Origin of the sequence: Nocardioides sp. Root682, from assembly GCF_001427795.1 — a bacterium.
Classification (GTDB): domain Bacteria; phylum Actinomycetota; class Actinomycetes; order Propionibacteriales; family Nocardioidaceae; genus Nocardioides.
This window is the reverse complement of the sequence record NZ_LMHJ01000001.1, coordinates 1,522,161-1,540,535: the sequence shown is the minus strand read 5'-3', so window position 1 is coordinate 1,540,535 and position 18,375 is coordinate 1,522,161. Positions and strand designations below refer to the sequence as shown.

At 69.1% G+C, this 18,375-nt stretch carries 16 protein-coding genes; 10 read left to right on the top strand and 6 right to left on the bottom strand.

All coding sequences use genetic code 11. From position 1 onward, the window contains the following. Positions 1 to 37: 37 nt before the first annotated feature. Positions 38 to 1,291 (bottom strand): hypothetical protein, encoded by a 1,254-nt coding sequence (locus ASD84_RS25460; protein ID WP_056708407.1) that lies wholly within the window; start codon positions 1,289 to 1,291, stop codon positions 38 to 40. Further along, positions 1,291 to 1,728, bottom strand: coding sequence for a hypothetical protein (locus ASD84_RS07245; protein ID WP_056708404.1), 438 nt, complete (start codon positions 1,726 to 1,728; stop codon positions 1,291 to 1,293). Before ASD84_RS07245 ends, ASD84_RS25460 begins: the two co-directional genes overlap by 1 nt. 95 nt (positions 1,729 to 1,823) lie before the next feature. On the opposite strand from ASD84_RS07245, the gene ASD84_RS07240 reads away from it, so the two are divergent. The 3 genes from ASD84_RS07240 to ASD84_RS07230 are packed head-to-tail and all read left to right on the top strand — an operon-like array spanning position 1,824 to position 4,212. Next, on the top strand, positions 1,824 to 2,423 hold the full coding sequence (locus ASD84_RS07240; RefSeq protein WP_056708399.1) for a hypothetical protein: 600 nt from the start codon (positions 1,824 to 1,826) through the stop codon (positions 2,421 to 2,423). Positions 2,424 to 2,479: 56 nt separating this feature from the next. Next, positions 2,480 to 3,592, top strand: a complete 1,113-nt coding sequence (locus ASD84_RS07235) for an S-(hydroxymethyl)mycothiol dehydrogenase (protein WP_056708397.1) — start codon at positions 2,480 to 2,482, stop codon at positions 3,590 to 3,592. A 29-nt stretch (positions 3,593 to 3,621) separates the two neighbouring features. Then, entirely contained in the window at positions 3,622 to 4,212 is a 591-nt protein-coding gene (locus ASD84_RS07230; protein WP_235531010.1) for an MBL fold metallo-hydrolase, read from the top strand. Positions 4,213 to 4,309: 97 nt separating this feature from the next. Here ASD84_RS07230 and ASD84_RS25030 read toward each other — a convergent pair whose 3' ends face one another. The 3 genes from ASD84_RS25030 to ASD84_RS07220 form a co-directional block, all read right to left on the bottom strand. After that, positions 4,310 to 4,480, bottom strand: a complete 171-nt coding sequence (locus ASD84_RS25030; RefSeq protein ID WP_156391643.1) for a hypothetical protein — start codon at positions 4,478 to 4,480, stop codon at positions 4,310 to 4,312. Positions 4,481 to 4,572: 92 nt separating this feature from the next. Continuing rightward, positions 4,573 to 5,748 (bottom strand): class I SAM-dependent methyltransferase, encoded by a 1,176-nt coding sequence (locus ASD84_RS07225; protein WP_056708393.1) that lies wholly within the window; start codon positions 5,746 to 5,748, stop codon positions 4,573 to 4,575. Positions 5,749 to 5,760: 12 nt separating this feature from the next. Further along, complete coding sequence (locus tag ASD84_RS07220; protein ID WP_056708390.1) at positions 5,761 to 7,953, bottom strand: MMPL family transporter; 2,193 nt, start codon at positions 7,951 to 7,953, stop codon at positions 5,761 to 5,763. Positions 7,954 to 8,179: 226 nt separating this feature from the next. On the opposite strand from ASD84_RS07220, the gene groES reads away from it, so the two are divergent. The 5 genes from groES to ASD84_RS07195 all read left to right on the top strand — a co-directional run bounded on the left by groES (position 8,180) and on the right by ASD84_RS07195 (position 13,647). After that, positions 8,180 to 8,473 carry a co-chaperone GroES gene (gene groES, locus ASD84_RS07215; protein WP_056710771.1) on the top strand — a complete coding sequence of 98 codons (294 nt, stop codon included), beginning with the start codon at positions 8,180 to 8,182 and terminating at the stop codon, positions 8,471 to 8,473. A gap of 70 nt (positions 8,474 to 8,543) precedes the next feature. Further along, positions 8,544 to 10,178 (top strand): chaperonin GroEL, encoded by a 1,635-nt coding sequence (gene groL / locus ASD84_RS07210; RefSeq protein WP_056708387.1) that lies wholly within the window; start codon positions 8,544 to 8,546, stop codon positions 10,176 to 10,178. A gap of 112 nt (positions 10,179 to 10,290) precedes the next feature. Next, positions 10,291 to 11,154, top strand: coding sequence for a GNAT family N-acetyltransferase (locus ASD84_RS07205; protein WP_082573205.1), 864 nt, complete (start codon positions 10,291 to 10,293; stop codon positions 11,152 to 11,154). A 58-nt stretch (positions 11,155 to 11,212) separates the two neighbouring features. Beyond that, the gene (locus ASD84_RS07200) at positions 11,213 to 12,649 is read left to right on the top strand and encodes a cytochrome ubiquinol oxidase subunit I (protein WP_235531009.1); all 1,437 of its coding nucleotides are present in this window, start codon (positions 11,213 to 11,215) and stop codon (positions 12,647 to 12,649) included. Further along, on the top strand, positions 12,646 to 13,647 hold the full coding sequence (locus ASD84_RS07195) for a cytochrome d ubiquinol oxidase subunit II (protein WP_056708381.1): 1,002 nt from the start codon (positions 12,646 to 12,648) through the stop codon (positions 13,645 to 13,647). Before ASD84_RS07200 ends, ASD84_RS07195 begins: the two co-directional genes overlap by 4 nt. A gap of 7 nt (positions 13,648 to 13,654) precedes the next feature. On the opposite strand, the gene zwf is transcribed toward ASD84_RS07195, so the two are convergent. Next, the gene (zwf, locus tag ASD84_RS07190; RefSeq protein WP_056708379.1) at positions 13,655 to 15,121 is read right to left on the bottom strand and encodes a glucose-6-phosphate dehydrogenase; all 1,467 of its coding nucleotides are present in this window, start codon (positions 15,119 to 15,121) and stop codon (positions 13,655 to 13,657) included. A 47-nt stretch (positions 15,122 to 15,168) separates the two neighbouring features. Between zwf and guaB the strand changes: the two genes are divergently transcribed. Both guaB and ASD84_RS07180 read left to right on the top strand, forming a co-directional pair. Beyond that, positions 15,169 to 16,668 carry an IMP dehydrogenase gene (guaB, locus tag ASD84_RS07185; RefSeq protein ID WP_056708376.1) on the top strand — a complete coding sequence of 500 codons (1,500 nt, stop codon included), beginning with the start codon at positions 15,169 to 15,171 and terminating at the stop codon, positions 16,666 to 16,668. Between the two features lie 135 nt (positions 16,669 to 16,803). Then, positions 16,804 to 18,312: a glycoside hydrolase family 16 protein gene (locus ASD84_RS07180; RefSeq protein WP_162251500.1), complete on the top strand. Its 1,509-nt coding sequence runs from the start codon at positions 16,804 to 16,806 to the stop codon at positions 18,310 to 18,312. Positions 18,313 to 18,375: the final 63 nt, after the last annotated feature.

Below are 18,375 nucleotides of genomic sequence, written 5' to 3'. Positions count from 1 at the left end.
AGCCCGCTGAAGCAGCCCGCTGAATCAGCCCGCTGAATCAGCCCAGCACGCCGGGCCCGGTGCCCTCGTCGTCGATCCAGTCCTGGCCGTCGTCGAAGAGGTCCTGGTCGTGTGACGGGTCGTCGTCGCCCTTGCGGCGGGCGCCTCTCGCGCCGCCGCCGACCCCGCCGCGGCCACCTGCGCCGCCGCGGCCCCCGCGGCCGCCGCTGGTCCCGGGTGCGCCGGTCGCGCCACCACGTCCGCTGCCCGCACCGCCGCGTGACACCCCGCTGCCGGCCGAGCCGGAGATGCCCGAGCGACCGAGTGAGCCCGGTCCGCCGGCGCGCGTGCTGCTGCCGATGGTGCCGACGCCGCTCGTCGGACCGCCGCGGGAGAGCAGGTTCCGGATCCCGTTGATGGCGCCGGGGCCACCCAGCAGCCCGGCCGAGGCCAGTCCGCCGCCGATCACGCCGGGGTAGGTCTTGGTGCTGCCGTCGTCGTCGACGTTGCCGGTGAGGTCGTCGTCATCGGTGTCGTCATCATCGTCGTCGGTGTCGTCGTCATCCGTGTCGTCATCGTCGTCGGTGTCGTCATCGTCATCGTCATCGTCGTCGTCATCGTCGTCGGTGCCGTCGTCATCCGTGTCGTCGTCGTCATCGTCGGTGTCGTCGTCGTCGGTGTCGTCATCGTCGTCGTCCGTGGGGTCGGTCGGGTTCTTCGGACCCGGACCCGGGCCGGGCCCGGGCCCGGGGTCGCTGGCGTCCTGGTCCGGCACGTCGACGTAGGGATCGCCGTGGATCTCCTTCATCACGTCGATCGCCTTGTCGTAGCTCAAGGTGAGCGCGGTGATCTTCTTCTCGGCGTCCGCGTCGGCGTCGTTGTACGCCGTCACGTCGTTGTTGTACTTGGCTGTGGCGAGAGCGAGCGGCAGGTTGAGGACCAGGGGCACACCCGGGTAGTCGTCCGCCTTGGGGGCCTCGTCGGCGGGCTTGTCGGGGATGTCGGCTGCGGCGGACTGCGCCAGGGTCATGGCGCTGTGCACGTTGAGCAGGACCTCGGCGGCGCCCGCCATCCGGTCCTTCTGGGCATTGAGGCGCTCGGCGACCGTGATGAACGCGGTGGCGGCGGACTCGCTCACCCCGGAGGTCTCACCGAAGCCCTTCGGCATGTTCTCGGCGGCGGTGGTCAGGGCCAGCTGCACGTCGGCGAGGGATCCTGCGCCCTTGGACCAGGCATCTTGCGCCTCGTGGACGTCGTCCGGGTCCATGCCGGCCGTCCACTGCTGGAGTCGGGCGATGTTCGCGCCGGCCATCAGTTCTCGCCTCCGTCGTTCTTGTGGTCGACCTGGGCCCGGGCGTAGGCGTCGCCTCCCAGGTCGAGGTTCTCGGTCCGGGCGAGGACCAGGCGGATGTCGACCTCGGCTTCCTCGTCCTTGTCACGGATCAACCGGCGCGCGTCACGCACGGCCTCCCGGAAGTCGCTCAGGTCCTTGCGGAGGTCGACCAGGGTGTCCACGACGACGCCGTGCGCGCGCTTGTGGTGGGCGGCCAGCATGGGGGAGCGGGAGCCGCCACCGAACGAGTGGTGGGCGACGTGGCCCTTCACCGGGAACTCGTTGTCCTCGAGCGCCGTGATCTCGTCGTTGAGGACCTTGATCACCTTGGAGATCTCGTCATCGACGAGCTCCAGCTCCTTGGGAGGCGCCGCAGCAAGCGCGGCCGGCGTGAAGCCGGCGAGTTCTGGAAGCATGACCGATCCTTCGCCCGAGTGATGGACTGACTGGAGCCCGAGTACCCGGCTGGTGTGGGCCCGAAACCGGCGAGATCGGCCGATAGGCTGGCGTCATGCGTTCTCGGGTCCCTGCCGCGCTGCTGTCCGTGGTCATCGCCGCTGGTGCGGGCGGTTGCACGTCTGATGACGACCCCGCTGCGGATGGGTCGCCCGAGGGCACCACGACGACCGCCACCACGGATGACGGCGCCTCGGACACGCCCACGGACGCACCAGCCGTCGAGCCGGCCAGTGGCGAGGAGGCCGTCGTCGGTGTCACCCTGAGCCTGCGGATCCCCGCGGAGGGTGACTGGTCCGTCGACGACAGCGGGGGGTCCCTCGTGGCGAATGCGTTGATCGACGACGTCGGCGTGACCATCAGTGGCAGTGACGTCCTGTACGACGAGACCTCCATCGACGACGCCGCCCGCACTGTCCTGCGCACGGAGAACATGGGCGGCACCGACAAGTACCGTCGCGTCGAGAACCGGATCGTCGCCGGCGTCGACGGCTGGGTGCTCGAGGGCAAGGACGCGAACGGCCGCCTGAGCCAGTTCGGGACCATCCACAAGGGCCGGATCGTGAGGATCTACTTCGTCCTCCGGACCGGGATCACCAAGGCGAAGGGCGACGCGCTGATCTCATCGGTGCTCGCCAGCGTCGAATGGAAGTGATGGTTGTTCCTGGGTGACTACGGTGGTGGTCCGTTCATCACCGTGCAGGAGGCAGCATGCAGCAGGTCCAGGCCGTCATCGCTCGTAGCAAGGGAGCGCCGGTCGAGATCGCGACCATCAACGTCCCGGATCCAGGTCCTGGGGAAGCGGTGGTGAAGGTGCTCACCTGCGGGGTGTGCCACACCGACCTCCACTACCGGGAGGGTGGGATCAATGACGACTTCCCGTTCCTGTTGGGCCATGAGGCGTCCGGGGTCGTCGAGGCCGTGGGGCCTGAGGTGTCCGGTCTGGTGCCGGGCGACTTCGTGGTGCTGAACTGGCGGGCTGTGTGTGGTGAGTGTCGAGCTTGTCGGCGCGGTGAGGCGCAGTACTGCTTCAACACCCACAACGCGAAGCAGAAGATGACGCTCGCCGATGGTGAGGGTGCCGGGACGGAACTCTCGCCGGCGCTGGGCATCGGTGCGTTCGCGGAGAAGACCCTGGTGGCTGCGGGGCAGTGCACGAAGGTCGACCCGCAGGCACGTCCCGCGGCGGTCGGCCTGCTGGGTTGTGGGGTGATGGCGGGGATCGGGGCGGCGATCAACACCGGTGCGGTGACGCGTGGCAAGAGTGTCGCGGTGCTCGGGTGCGGTGGTGTCGGGGTGGCCGCCATCGCCGGTTCGGCGCTGGCTGGCGCGAGTCCGATCATCGCGGTCGACATTGATGCGAAGAAGCTCGAGACGGCCCGCCGGATGGGCGCGACCCATGTGGTCGACTCGTCGGTGGTGGATCCGGTCGAGGAGATCAAGCGGATCTGTGCGGAGACCTACGAGGGCGCCGATGGTGCCGACGTGGTGATCGACGCGGTGGGCCGGCCCGAGACCTGGAAGCAGGCGTTCTACGCCCGCGACCTCGCGGGCACGGTGGTCCTGGTCGGCGTACCGACTCCGGACATGAAGGTGCCGGAGATCCCGTTGATCGACGTCTTCGGTCGTGGTGGTTCGTTGAAGTCGAGCTGGTACGGCGACTGCTTGCCCAGTCGGGACTTCCCGATGCTGGTCGACCTGTACCGCCAGGGGCGGCTGGACCTGGACGCGTTCGTGTCCGAGGAGATCGGGCTGGGTGACGTGGAGGCGGCGTTCGAGCGGATGCACCACGGCGACGTCCTGCGTTCGGTGGTGGTCCTCTAGTGGCTGGGGAAGTGCGGGTCGATCATGCGGTGTCCAGCGGCACCTTCTCCCTTGACGGGGAGACGTTCGACGTCGAGAACAACATCTGGGTGATCGGTGACGACGAGGAGTGCATCGTCATCGATGCACCCCACTCCGTGGACGACATCATCGCGGTGGTCGGGACCAGGAAGGTCAAGGCGATCGTGTGCACCCATGCGCACGACGACCACGTCCGCGTCGCCCCCGAGCTGCGGGAGCTGGTGGTCGCTCCGATCCTGTTGCATCCCGACGACCGGACGTTGTGGACCATGACCCACCTCGACCACCTCTGGGACGTGGACCTGTCCGACCAGATGGAGATCAGCGTCGCCGGCACCACCCTGCGGGTGCTGCACACGCCGGGCCATGCCCCCGGTGCGGTCTGCCTCCACGCCCCCGACCTCGGCTGCGTGTTCACCGGCGACACCCTGTTCCACGGCGGTCCCGGAGCCACCGGTCGCTCGTTCAGCGACCGCCCGACGCTGGAGGCCTCGATCCGAGCGACGCTGTTCGCGCTGCCCGACGACACCGTGGTCCACACCGGCCACGGCGCGGACACCACCATCGGTGCGGAGGCTGCTGCTCTCGGCCGTGACTGATCGGCAGCAGCCAGGTGGTCAGCGCCGGGGGCCGCGGAACGGACGGACGACGAGGTCGGTGAAGACGGCGACCAGCGAGCGCAGGGAGATCCGCACGTCAGCCTCTCGTCGCGAGGATGGCTGCCACGATGATCAGGATGATCCCGAGCGCAGCGGCGATGGGGAGGTCAGACGTCCGGTACCTGCGGTGGGAGCCTGCGTTGGCGGGGCGGTCAACGTTGCGCACCGGTTCGGTGGCCCGGTGCTTGACGGTCACGTGGTGGGGCATCTGTCACTCCTTGATTCCGAGGGGTCAAGGAATCCAGACGTGGTGGGTGCCGGAACATCACGCGATTTCGGGAGACGATCCCGCGCACTGGTTCAGAAGGGCTCGACCAGGAGCGCTGTGCCGACCCCGGCCACCCGGGTGAGGACGATGGTTCCCTCGGCGTCGCCGCTGAGGGCCAGCCGCTTGCGCAGCTGGTCGGGAACGACGTCCACGCCGCGCTTCTTGATGGTCAGCCGTCCGATCCCGCGCTCGCGAAGGGCCGCCTTGAGCTGCTTCTCCCGGTAGGGGAGCTCTTCGACGACGCGGTAGCCCCGCGCGAAGGGGGAGCGGAAGGCTGAGTCGCTGGTGACGTAGGCGATCTTCGCGTCGAGCAGTCCGCCGCCGACACCCGCGGCGACCGCGGTCACCAGGCCGGCGCGGATCACTGCGCCGTCCGGTTCGTAGAGGTGCGCACCGACCGGTCGTACGCCGACTGCGGCGGGGCCCGGGTCGTCCTCGTCGGTCAGGCTGGCGAGTCCTCCGGGACCGATGACGGTCGCGCGGCGGGCGACCGTCGCGGTCCGGCCGGCCCACAATGCGGCCTCCTTCACCTCGCCCTCGTCGCTGACCCACTCGGCCTCGACACCCTCGGGGATCAGGGCGTGGGGGATACCGGGCGCGACCTTGACGCAGGCGTCGCGCCGGAGCAGTCCCTCGACCCAGGTCCACGGCGGGGTCCAGTCCTCGACCCGGAAGGTGCGGCCCGCGCCGGTCCGTCGTGCCGGGTCGGCGAATGCCAGGTCGAAGGCGCGGTGGTCGACCTCGGTCGCGTCGGCGACCTGCACCGCCCCGGCCAGGCCCAGGGCAGCAAGGTTCGCCTCGGCGACCGCCACCCGGACCGGGTCGAGGTCGACGCCGGCACACACGATCCCGGCCCGGGCGGCAGCGATCAGGTCGCCCCCGATCCCGCAGCCCAGGTCGATCAGGCTGGACGCCTCGAAGGCGGTGTACCGGCCGGCCCGGTGCTCGGCGACCCGGAGCCGGGTGGACTGCTCCAGGGCGTCCGGCGTGAAGTACATCCGGGGCGCGAGGTCCCCGAACTTCGCAGCTGCGCGGCCGCGCAGCTCCACCTGTGTGAGCGCCACCGCGGCGCGTTCCGCGGACGTCGTACGACGGAGGGCGGAGCCTGCTGCGAGGGCGCTCGCGCCGCTGTCGACCAGCGCGGTCGCCTCGGCGAGCAAGGCCTGGCCGTCGTCGGTCAGCAGCCACCGGAAGGCATCGAGGTCCACCCGGTGATCCTGTCAGGTCGTCGTGGACTCCGGTGTCGGCGCATCGTGGTGCTTCTTCTCGTCACCGTGCCCGGGCCACCAGGCGGCGTGCCCGATGAGCGCGGTGATGGCCGGGGTGAAGAACATCGACATCACGAACGCGGCGATCGCGATGCCGAGCGAGATCGCGAAGCCCATGGAGACCAGCAACGAGTTGCCGCCGAGCATGAGGGAGGCGAAGGTGCCGGCCAGGATCACGCCGGCCGCGGCGACGGTGGGCCCGCCGTGCTTGAGCGTCTCGGCGGCCGCCTCGCGTGGAGACCGGCCCTCGCGCGCCTCTTCACGTAGTCGGGCGATCATCAAGATGTTGTAGTCCGTGCCGAGCGCGACGACGAAGAGGTAGATGTACATCGGCAGGATGAAGATCAGCCCGGCGTCACCCATGAAGTGCTGGAACACCAGCACCGTGGCGCCCAGCGTGGCCCCGAAGCCGAGACCGACCGAGACCATCAGGTAGACCGGTGCCACCAGGCTGCGCAGCAGCAGCGCCAGGATCAGGAAGATGACCAGGGCGGCCACGGGGAACACGACCGAGTAGTCGCGGTTCATCGCCTTCTCGAAGTCCACGAACACCGACGTGTTGCCGCCGACCAGCGCCTGGGTTCCGTCCGGCGCGGCATCGTGCGCGGTGGGCCGGACGTGGTCGACCACCGTCTTGATGGCAGGGCTGGAGATCGGGTCGTCGTCGAGGTTGACCAGCACCAGCCACGCAGACTTGTCGGCGCTCTGCTGCCCCAGGGTCGAGGACGCGACACCCTTGGTGGTTCCGAGCTGGTCGGCGAACGCCGTGGCCTCGGTCTGGTCGATGGGTGCGTCGTCGGTCGAGCGCAGGACGACGAGCGTCGGGTCCACCGCTCCGGCGGAGACGTACTTCGCGAGCTTGGCGCCTGCGACCGAGGACTCGGCGTCCTTCGGGATCGACGAGCTGTTGAAGTCGAAGGACGGCGTGAAGCCGAGGGTGAAGACGGCGAGGATCGCGAGCACGCCACCCGAGGCGATCGCGAAGCGGCCGGGATGGGCGCCCAGGCTCTTTCCGAGCGCGGCGAAGCGGGCGGCCTTCGGCTCCTGGAGGTACTTCTTCGACGGCCAGAACAGCGCCTTGCCGAGCAGGGTCGCGATGGCCGGCACCAGGGTCAGCGAGGCCAGCAGCGTGACCGCGACGGCGATCGCGAGCGCCGGACCGATCGCCTTGAACACCCCGAGGGAGGACAGCAGCAACGCCAGGAAGGAGACGATCACGGCGCCTCCTGCGGACGCGATGGCCTCGCCGGCGCGCTCGAGTGCGTGTGCGACCGCGCCGCGGGTGTCCTCGCCCTCCCGCAGGCGCTCGCGGTAGCGGTACAGGAAGAAGAGGATGTAGTCGGTGCCGACGCCGAACAGCACCACGATGAGGATCTGTTCGATCGAGGAATCGGCCTTGAGGTCGAATGCCTCGTTGGCTGCGCCGATGAGTCCGGTGGCCACGGCCGACACCAGGCCCACCACCACGACGGGCAGCAGGCAGATCAGCACGCTGCGGAAGATCAGGCCGAGCAGGACGACGATGAGCAGCACCGTCGCGCCTCCGACGATCTTCAGCGCGTCGCCCGAGGCCTCCTGGGAGTCGAGGTTCTGGGCAACGGCGCCGGTGACGCCGTACTCGAGATCGCTGCCCCTGGTGGCCGACGCGATCTCCTTGCGGAGCGCCTTGACGTCGTCGAGCGCGCTGGGTTCGAAGCCCGCGACGCCGTCGGCAAGGGTGATCTCGCTCAGGATGACCTTGGCCGAAGCGCCGGTCGTGTCGTTCTTGTCCGTCGGCACGGGTACGGCGAGCAGCGGCCCTGCCGGCGTGTCCTGGGCCTTGACCGCGTCGAAGGTCTTGCCGAGCTCGCCGTCGACCTTCTTCATGGCGGCGTTCGCAGCGGCGACGTCGGAGGGCGTGACGTTCTCGCCGTCCTTGCGGTCGAAGACGATCACCGCGCCGGTGCTGGTGTTCAGGTCGGCGAACTCGTCCTGGATCGCTTCGACGGCCCGGATCGACTCGTAGTGCCGCGGCAGGAATTCTGACTGGTCGGCCGTCGGCTCGAGCTTGGGAGACAGCGCGATCACCACGACCGCGAAGACCACCCACGCCGCGACGACGTACCAGGGGCGCCGGGACACGAACCGGCCGAGGGCAGCGAACATGGGTCGAACGCTTCCGTTCGGGCGGGCGCGGGTCAACCGACTTTGGTAGGGCTGCTCCAGAACTGCGGCATCTCGCCCAGGGGTCGCTCTGGCACTCACTTGCGGAGAGTGCTAGTTTCGTGGTTGGCACTCTCGGACCGAGTGTGCCAATGCAGATCGGGAAGTTCGCTCCCCGGTCACGCCCACCGAACCCAAGCAGTCAGCTCAGAAAGTGGAGGTCGACATCGTGTCGGTCAACATCAAGCCCCTCGAGGACCGGATCGTCGTCAAGCCCCTCGAGGCGGAGCAGACCACGGCGTCCGGCCTGGTCATCCCCGACACCGCCAAGGAGAAGCCCCAGGAGGGCGAGGTCCTGGCGATCGGCCCCGGCCGCATCGACGACAACGGCAACCGCGTCCCGCTCGACGTCGCCGTCGGCGACAAGGTCATCTACAGCAAGTACGGCGGCACCGAGGTCAAGTACTCCGGCCAGGAGTACCTCATTCTCTCGGCGCGCGACGTCCTCGCCGTTCTCGCCTGATCCCTGTTGTTTCCGTTGAAGGCGCCGCGCTGACCCGCGTGGCGCCTTCAGCACTTCCCAAGGAGTAGCAATGCCCAAGATCCTGGAGTTCAACGAGAACGCCCGGCGTGCGCTCGAGCGCGGCGTCGACGCCCTCGCGAACACCGTCAAGGTGACGCTCGGCCCGAAGGGCCGCTACGTCGTTCTCGACAAGAAGTGGGGCGCGCCGACCATCACCAACGACGGCGTGACCGTCGCGCGTGAGATCGAGCTGGACGACCCGTTCGAGAACCTCGGTGCGCAGCTCACCAAGGAGGTCGCGACCAAGACCAACGACGTCGCCGGTGACGGTACGACGACCGCAACCGTCCTGGCCCAGGCGCTGGTCCACGAGGGCCTGCGCGCCGTCGCCGCCGGTGCGAACCCGATGGGTCTCAAGCGTGGGCTCGACGCGGCCGCTGCCGCTGTCGGCGAGGCGCTCAAGGATGCCGCCCGCGAGGTCGACGACGAGAAGGACATCGCCTCCGTGGCGACCGTCTCCTCGCGTGACAGCCACATCGGCGACCTGCTCGCCGAGGCGTTCGGCAAGGTCGGCAAGGACGGTGTCATCACCGTCGAGGAGTCCAACACTCCTTCGACCGAGCTCGAGTTCTCCGAGGGCATGCAGTTCGAGAAGGGCTACATCTCGGCCTACTTCGTCACCGACGCGGAGCGCCAGGAAGCCGTCCTCGACGACCCGTACATCCTCATCAACCAGGGCAAGATCTCGGCGATCGCCGACCTCCTGCCGCTGCTGGAGAAGGTCATCCAGGCCGGCAAGCCGCTCTTCATCCTCTGTGAGGACGTCGACGGTGAGGCGCTGTCGACCCTGGTCGTCAACAAGATCCGTGGCACGTTCAACGCTGTTGCCGTCAAGGCGCCTGCGTTCGGCGACCGTCGCAAGTCGATCCTCCAGGACATCGCGGTGCTCACCGGTGCCACGGTCATCTCGCCGGAGGTCGGCCTCAAGCTCGACCAGGTCGGCCTCGACGTGCTGGGTAGCGCCCGCCGCATCGTGGTCACCAAGGACAACACCACGATCGTGGACGGTGCCGGCGACCCTGCCGCCGTCGCGGGTCGTGTCGAGCAGATCAAGAAGGAGATCGAGACCTCCGACTCCGACTGGGACTCCGAGAAGCTGCAGGAGCGGTTGGCCAAGCTGGCCGGCGGCGTCGTGGTCATCAAGGTCGGCGCCCACACCGAGGTCGAGCTCAAGGAGAAGAAGCACCGGATCGAGGACGCCGTCTCCGCGACGCGCGCCGCGATCGAAGAGGGCATCGTGCCCGGCGGTGGCTCTGCCCTGATCCACGCCGTGTCCGTCCTCGACGGTGACCTCGGCCTGACCGGCGACGAGGCCACCGGCGTTCGCATCGTCCGCAAGGCGGCCGACGAGCCGCTGCGCTGGATCGCCGAGAACGGCGGCGTCAACGGCTACGTCATCACCAACAAGGTGCGCGAGGGCTTCGCCGAGAACGGCGCGAGCTTCGGTTACAACGCCGCCACCGGTGAGTTCGGCGACCTGGTCGCCCAGGGCGTCATCGACCCGGTCAAGGTGACCCGGTCGGCTCTCATCAACGCCGTCTCCATCGCGGGCCTGCTGCTCACGACCGAGGCACTGATCGTCGACAAGCCCGAGGAAGAGGCTCCCGACGCGGGTGCCGGCCACGGACACGGTCACGGCCACTGATCAACGGCCACTGATCCACCATCGGCCCGTCGTACTCCGGTACGGCGGGCCGATGTCTTTTTGGAAACATTGGTGATCGCCCGCGGTGACCTCGGTCCGGCATAGTGGGCACATGTTGTGGCGAGTGCGAGCGGGATTGCCGGACCGGCCGGGTGCCCTGGCGGAGCTGGCGGCGGCCTGCGGGCGGGCCGGGGTCAACATCCAGACCGTCCAGGTCTTCCCCGATGCGGGCACCGTGACCGACGAGTTCGTGCTGCTGGTGCCGGCCGACTGGACGGCCGAGCAGCTGAACGACCTGGTCCGCAATGCCGGCGGTACGGCGGTCGCGGCGGTCCAGGTGACGACCGCGGCTCTCGAGGACCAGCCGACCCGCTACGTCCAGGCCGTGCGCGCGATCATCGCGCAGCCGGCCACCTTCCCCGACATGGCGGCCCACCTGTTCGATGCTGACGTCGCGACCACTGACGCCTCCGCCGACGTGCTCGAGATGACGGTCGGCGGGTCCGCGACCATCCAGATCCGGCGGACCACACCGTTCACGGCCACCGAGCGCGCGCGTGCCGGTGCGTTGGCGGAACTGGTCGGTGAGGTGCTGGACGCGCAGGCGCCGCCGGCCCCGCACCAGCCCGGTGCCGGCGATCCGGACTACGTCCGCGACGGCTCCGTGGTCTCGGCGATCGCGGGCGGCAAGGTCGCGGGCCGTGCCGAGGTCGCGGTCGGAGAGACCGACGACCACCCCTGGCCCGTGGACCTGTGGGTCGATCCGGCCTGGCACCGTCGTGGCGTCGGCACCCGGTTGCTCGCCGAGATCGCCCGGGTCGCCCGGTCCCAGGGGGCCGAGGAGATCGTGCTCACCGCGCCGTCGGAGACCCGTGCCGTGCTCCCGATGGTGCTGGCCGCAGGCATGCGGGGTCGGATCAGGATGGCGGGGGATTCGCTGACCGTGCGGATCGCCATCACCGACCTCCGCGGGTGATCAGCACAACACCCCGATGACTTTGTGAAAGTATTCACAAGGCGGTAGCGTCGACGTCGTGTTGACTCCCGATGTCGTCACCAGCGTCCTTGTCCACCTTGCCACCGGGGCTGCCGGGGCCGCCGAGGCCGAGCCCGCGGGCCTGCTCCCTGCTCGCGAACAGATGGCGCTCTCCCTGGGCTGGCACATCATCCTGGCCTGCTTCGGCGTCGCGTTCCCCGCGATGATCTTCGCGATGCACCTGCGCGGCATCCGTCGCAACGACCCGGTCGCCCTGGGGCTCGCGCAGCGCTGGGCCAAGGTCTCGGCCGTGCTGTTCGCCATCGGCGCCGTGTCCGGGACCGTGCTCAGCTTCGAGATGGGCGTGCTCTGGCCCGGCCTGATGGGGACGTACGGCGACGTCCTGGGACTGCCGTTCGCCTTCGAGGGCCTGGCGTTCTTCCTGGAAGCGATCTTCCTCGGCATCTACCTCTACGGCTGGGGCCGGATGCCCCCGAAGCGGCACGTGATGATGGTGCTGCCGATGGCGGTCACCGGGATCATCGGGGCCTACTGCGTGCTCGCCGTCAACGCCTGGATGAACGTCCCCTCGGGCTTCAGGATGGTCGACGGCGAGGTCACGGACGTGCACCCGTGGGCGGTGCTGTTCAACCAGCACGCCTTCCTGCAGTTCGGTCACATGTGGGTCGGTGCCTACATGCTGGCCGGGTTCTCGGTCGCCGGCGTGTACGCCGTCGGCATGCTCCGCGGCCGTCGCGACGCCCACCACCGGCTCGGCTTCATGGTGCCCTTCGTGTTCGCGTCGATCGCCGCGGTGACGCAGCCGTTCGTCGGGCACGTCCTGGGCATCGGTCTCGACGAGCGGCAGCCGGCGAAGCTGGCGGCGTTCGAGCTGGCCGAGACGACCGAGAGCCCCTCGCCCCTGCGTCTTGGAGGCGTGCTCGTCGACGGCGAGGTCAAGGGCGCGATCGACATCCCCTACCTCGGGTCGCTGATCGCCATGAACTCTCCGGACAAGCCCGTCCCCGGCCTCGACACGATCCCCGAGGACGAGCACCCGCCCGTCAACATGACCCACCTCGCCTTCCAGACGATGGTCGGCATCGGCACCCTGCTCGCCGGAGCCGTGGTGCTGTTCTGGTTCCAGCGCCGCCGCGGCAAGGACCTGCTCGAGAAGCGCTGGTTCCTCCGCTTCGCCGCCGCCTCGGGACCACTCGCCGTGATCGCGCTCGAAGCCGGCTGGATCGCGACGGAGGTCGGCCGCCAGCCGTGGATCGTGTACGGCGTCATGCGCACCACCGACGCCGTCGGGGACTACACCGCCAGCCTGTGGTGGCTGCTCGGGATCACGACCGTCGTCTACTCGCTGATGACGTGGGGTGCGGTCGTCGTACTGCGGTCGATGGCGCGACGCTGGCGTGAGGGTGCGATCGACCTGCCGAGCCCCTACGCGCCGGCGGTCTCGGCGGGCTCGACCAGCGGGGAACACGAATGAGCATCGAGGTGGCGGTGGCGGCGGCCCTGTTCGTCGGGATCATCGCGTACGCCGTGCTGGGCGGGGCCGACTTCGGGTCCGGCTTCTTCGACCTCACCGCCGGCAGCAGCCGCAGGGGAGCCGAGCTGCGGACGCTGGTCGACCACAGCATCGGGCCGGTGTGGGAGGCCAACCACGTCTGGCTGATCTACGTCCTGGTGATCTGGTGGACGGCCTTCCCCGAGTCGTTCGCGGCTGCGATGACGACCCTCGTGTTGCCCCTGCTGTTCGCCCTGCTCGGGATCGTGCTCCGGGGAGCGAGCTTCGCGTTCCGCAAGTTCTCCGAGACCCTCGGCCAGGCTCGCCTGTTCGGCGTCATCTTCGCGGCGTCATCGATCATCACGCCGTTCTTCTTCGGCACCATCGCGGGCGCGATCGCGTCGGGCCGGGTGCCGCTCGATGGCACGGGGGACCGCTGGTCGTCGTGGGTCAACCCGACCTCGCTGTTCGGTGGCGTGATCGCGGTCGGCACGTGTGCCTTCCTGGCGGGGACGTTCCTGGTCGCGGACGCCGCGCGCAGCGGTCAGGCCCGCCTGGCCGATGAGCTGCGCGTCCGTGCCCTGGGCGTCGGTGTCGTCACCGGTGCGGTCGTGTTCGCGGCGCTGGTCCCGATCGACCACGACGCACCCACGCTGGCAGCCGGGCTCGAGGGCCGGGCCGCGCCGCTCGTCGTGCTGGCCGCACTGGCCGGCCTCGGCACGCTGGTCCTGCTCTGGCGTCGGCAGTACGCCGTCTCCCGGCTCACCGCTGTCGTCGCCGTGGCGTCGGTCGTGTCCGGGTGGGGCGTCGGGCAGTACCCGTGGCTGCTCGTCGACGAGGTGACCATCGTGGACGCGGCAGGGGCGCAGGCGACCCTCCAGGCGCTGCTGGTCGCGGTCGCGGTGGCGGTCGTGGTCGTCGTACCGCCGTTGGCCTATCTGTTCAAGCTCACCCAGTCGGAGGAGTGGACCAAGCACTGACCAGAGGTCAGCGGGTCAGCTCCCGGTCCGGCGCGTGGTTGCCCAGGCGCCAGCCGCCGAGCGCCAGCCCGCGCGCCGACTCCGGCCCCCAGGATCCGACCGGGTACGGCTCGACGACGGGCCGTCGGTTGAGCACCGGCTGGCAGATCTCCCACAGCCGGTCGACCTCGTCGGAGCTGATGAACAGGGTCCGGTCGCCGCGCATCACGTCGAGCAGCAGCCGCTCATAGGCCTCGAGCGGGTCGTCGCCGGGGGAGTCGCCGACCAGGTCGAGCCGGAAGACACCCTCGATCAGCGCCATGTCGGGGCCGGGGCGCTTGGCGCGCACGTCGATCGCGATCCGCGGCTGGTCGGCCAGCTCGATCACGAGCTCGTTGGGTTCGGGGACGCCACCTCCCTCCGGCTTGAGCCAGCGGTGCCGCGGGTCGCGGAACCGGACCGTGATGGTGCGCCGACCGTCGGCCATCGCCTTGCCGGTGCGGAGGTAGAACGGCACGTCGCGCCAGCGGTCGTTGTCGATCCACACCTCGATCGCGACGAAGGTCTCCACGTCGGAGTCGTCGGCGACATCGGGCTCGGACCGGTAGCCGTCGTACTGACCGAAGACGACGCGCTCGGGATCGAGCGGTCGTACGGCGGCGAACACGGCCGCCTTCGCTGCGCGGATCGCCGACTCGCGGAACGCGTGGGGATCCTCGAGCGCCACGAACCCGAGCAGCTGGCACAGGTGGGTGGTGACCATGTCGCGCAGGCAGCCGGTGCCTTCGTAGAAGCTGCCGCGCCCCTCGACGGTGAGCTTCTCGGGCACGTCGATCTGCACCGACTCGATGGTGTGCCGGTTCCAGGCGGGTTCGAACAGCCCGTTCGCGAAGCGCAGCGCGAGGATGTTCTGCACCGCTTCCTTGCCGAGGAAGTGGTCGATCCGGAACACCTGGTCCTCGGCGAACACCCCACAGATCACGGCATGCAGCTCGCGAGCGCTGGCCAGGTCGGTGCCGAAGGGCTTCTCCGCCACCAGGCGCGACCGGTCCACGAGGTCCTCGCGGTCAAGCATCTGGACCATGCCCTCGACGGCCGTCGGCGGCACGGAGAGGTAGAAGAGGCGGCGTACGTCGGAGAGCAGGCACCGAGCATCGGTCAGCAGCCGGTCCTCGGCCGCCTCGACCGCGCGCGCCAGCGCCGTACCGTCGTCGGCGGAGGAAGCGACGAAGGTGATCCGTTCCAGGAGCGGTCCGGCGACCGCCTCGTCGACGTCGCCGACGAACTCGTCGAGTGCGTCGCGGACGTGCCCGCGGAACTCCTCGTCGGTGCCGGGGGAGCGGCGCCCACTGCCGATCACGGCGAGGTGCCTGGGGAGCCGCCCAGCGGCGGCGAGCCGGTAGAGCCCGGGGAACAGCTTGCGGCTGGCGAGATCGCCCGTGGCGCCGAAGAGCACGAGGACGTGCGGGGGCAGGTCAGAGGTCGCGGTACTCACACCCCCAGAGTGTCGGACCAGTCAAGGGCGGGCCGTAGACTGGCCCGGTGGAGGTCCCCGACAAATTCGCAGCCCTTGGTCTCACCTACGACGACGTGCTGCTGCTGCCGGGTCATTCCGACCTCGCACCGGACGACATCGACACGAGCACGCGCCTGACGCGCGACATCATGATCAAGGCGCCGCTGATCAGCGCCGCCATGGACACGGTCACCGAGTCGCGGATGGCGATCGCCATGGCCCGCCAGGGCGGCATCGGCATCCTGCACCGCAACCTCTCCGCCGATGAGCAGGCCTACCAGGTCGACCTCGTGAAGCGGACCCAGACCGGGATCATCTCCAACCCGGTCACGATCGGCCCCGACGCGACGCTCGAGGAGCTCGACCGCATCTGTGGCGAGTACCGCGTGTCCGGCCTCCCGGTCGTCGACACCGACAACCGTCTCCTCGGCATCTGCACCAACCGCGACCTGCGCTTCACCCCCGTTGCCGAGTGGGCGACCACCAAGGTCGACGAAGTGATGACGCCGATGCCGCTGATCACCGGCCCGGTCGGCATCAGCCGGGACGACGCCACCCTGCTGCTCCGCCAGCACAAGCGTGAGCGGTTGCCCCTGGTCGACGAGCAGGGCCGCCTCGGTGGTCTGATCACCGTCAAGGACTTCGTGAAGTCCGAGCAGTTCCCCCTCGCCTCGAAGGACGCCAGCGGCCGCCTGCTCGTCGGTGCGGCCATCGGCTACTTCGGTGACGCGTGGGAGCGGGCGACCAGCCTGATCGACGCGGGCGTCGACGTACTCGTCGCCGACACCGCCCACGGCCACGTCACGCTGCTGCTCGACATGGTCCGCCGCCTGAAGAACGACCCGGCCACCAAGCACGTCCAGGTCATCGGCGGCAACGTCGCGACCCGCGAAGGTGCGCAGGCGTTCGTCGATGCCGGAGCAGACGCGGTCAAGGTCGGTTTCGGCCCCGGTTCCATCTGTACGACGCGCGTCGTCACCGGCTGCGGTGTCCCGCAGGTCACGGCCGTCTACGAAGCGGCCCTGGCCGCCCACCCGGCCGGCATCCCGGTCATCGCCGACGGCGGTCTGCAGCAGTCCGGTGACATCGCGAAGGCGATCGTGGCCGGCGCCGAGTCCGTGATGATCGGCTCGATGCTCGCCGGTTGCGAGGAGTCGCCCGGCGACGTCGTCTTCCACCTGGGCAAGCAGTACAAGGCCTACCGCGGCATGGGCTCGCTCGGTGCGATGTCCTCGCGGGGCAAGAAGTCCTACTCCAAGGACCGCTACTTCCAGGCCGAGGTCACCAGCGACGACAAGATCGTCCCCGAGGGTGTCGAGGGCCAGGTCGCCTACAAGGGCCCGGTCTCCGGTGTCGCCCACCAGCTCATCGGTGGGCTCTCGCAGTCGATGTTCTACGTCGGCGCGCGGACCGTCCCGGAGCTGCAGGAGAAGGGCCGGTTCATCCGGATCACCTCCGCCTCGCTCAAGGAGAGCCACCCGCACGACGTCGAGATGACGATCGAGGCGCCGAACTACCACCGCTGAGCTGCGCTGACCCTGCACTGACCCGGGCCCCGGGCAGTCAGGTTTCGTCCTCGCGCAGCGCGCGAGCGTGGTAGGACTGGCAGACCCCCCCCGTCTGTCGTCACGCTCCACTGATCGCTGCAGGAGACCACGCTCGTGAGACGTTTGCACTTCTTTGCCCTCTTCGTCGGCCTCCTGGGAGTCTTCACGCTCCCGTTGGCTGCCCAGGCGGCGGCCCTTCCGAAGCCCACGCTCACCCTCACCGCAGCGTCTGCGCCCACGGTGGGCCAGGACGTCACCCTCGCCGTGACCTCCACCAGCCTGAACGCCGGGGACACCATCACTCTCGAGAAGTTCAACGGGCTCCTGTACGGCGCGGTGGCCACTGCTCCGGCTTCTTCCACCGGCACGGCCAGCTTCTCCGTCCCGGTGACCAGCACCAAGGCCGTGAAGTACCGCGTGAGCGTCAAGGCCAGCGCCACGCACCAGGCTGCCGCCAGCGCTGCGCTGACCGTGACCGGAGTCCTGGCTCAACCCGTGCTCACCCTCGCGCTCCAGGGGAATGCTGTCGTCAACACCCCCACCACGCTCGTCGCCACGGGAACCCACCTGTCGAACGGCGAAGCCGTGAAGCTGGAGAAGTGGGGTGGCCTCTCGTGGGGCGCCGCCGGGACTGCTCCGTATGACGCCGTCGCCGGGCGGGCTGTCCTCACCATCACTCCTGCCAACACGAATGCGGCTCGCTACCGTGCAACGGTCGTCAAGACGACCACCCACGCTGCGGGCACCAGCCCTGAGCTGGCCGTGACCGCCCTCGCCACCGCCCCCGGCCCCGGCGCTCCCACGTGCGGCACGACTCCCGTGGCCAAGGCGGACGGCACGCTCTGGGTCTGCTCCTTCGGGGAGGAGTTCGACGCCAGTGCGCTGGACCGCAGCAAGTGGACTCCTCAGACCAACTTCGTCAACGGCCGCCTGTACAGCGAGGGTCCGCCCTACGCCTACGCGTGCTACGTCGACGACCCGTCGGTCATCAGCCAGTCCAACGGCACGCTCAAGCTCACGACGCGCAGGATGCCCTCCAACGTGCTCTGCCCCAAGTCGGCTGACAGCTCGAAGAACATTCCTGACGTGCCCTACGCCTCCGGGCAGGTGAGCACGTACGCCAGGTTCAACCAGGAGCACGGTCGCTTCGAGGCCCGCATGAAGTCTCCAGAGATCTCGGCTGACTCACCCACCAAGCTGCACGAGGCCTTCTGGCTCTGGCCGGCCGTGGAGGCCGGAGAATCGCTCTTCCCTGCCACCGGAGAGATCGACGTCACCGAGACCTACTCGGAGTACCCGACCCTGTCCGTTCCCTACCTGCACTACGACGCCACCGCGCCCACGCCGTACACGGGGAGCAACCCGGGTGTGGCCAACACCGCCTGGAACTGCGTGGCCAACCGGGGCGCATGGAACACCTTCACCCTCGAATGGGATGCCAACAAGCTCCAGATCTGGGTGAACGGCAACCTGTGCCTGGTCAACACCTCGAAGAGCGCCATGCTGAACAAGAAGTACATCGTGGCACTCACTTCAGCCATGGGTAGGGCTTCGACCGGCTACGACGGCATTGACGCCGGTCCCAAGACGCTGGAAGTGGACTACGTGCACGTCTGGAAATGACGCCGCTCAGGTACGGGTCGGGTCCGACCTGACCGCTGCCAATCAGCCCGTTGGCGAGACGAC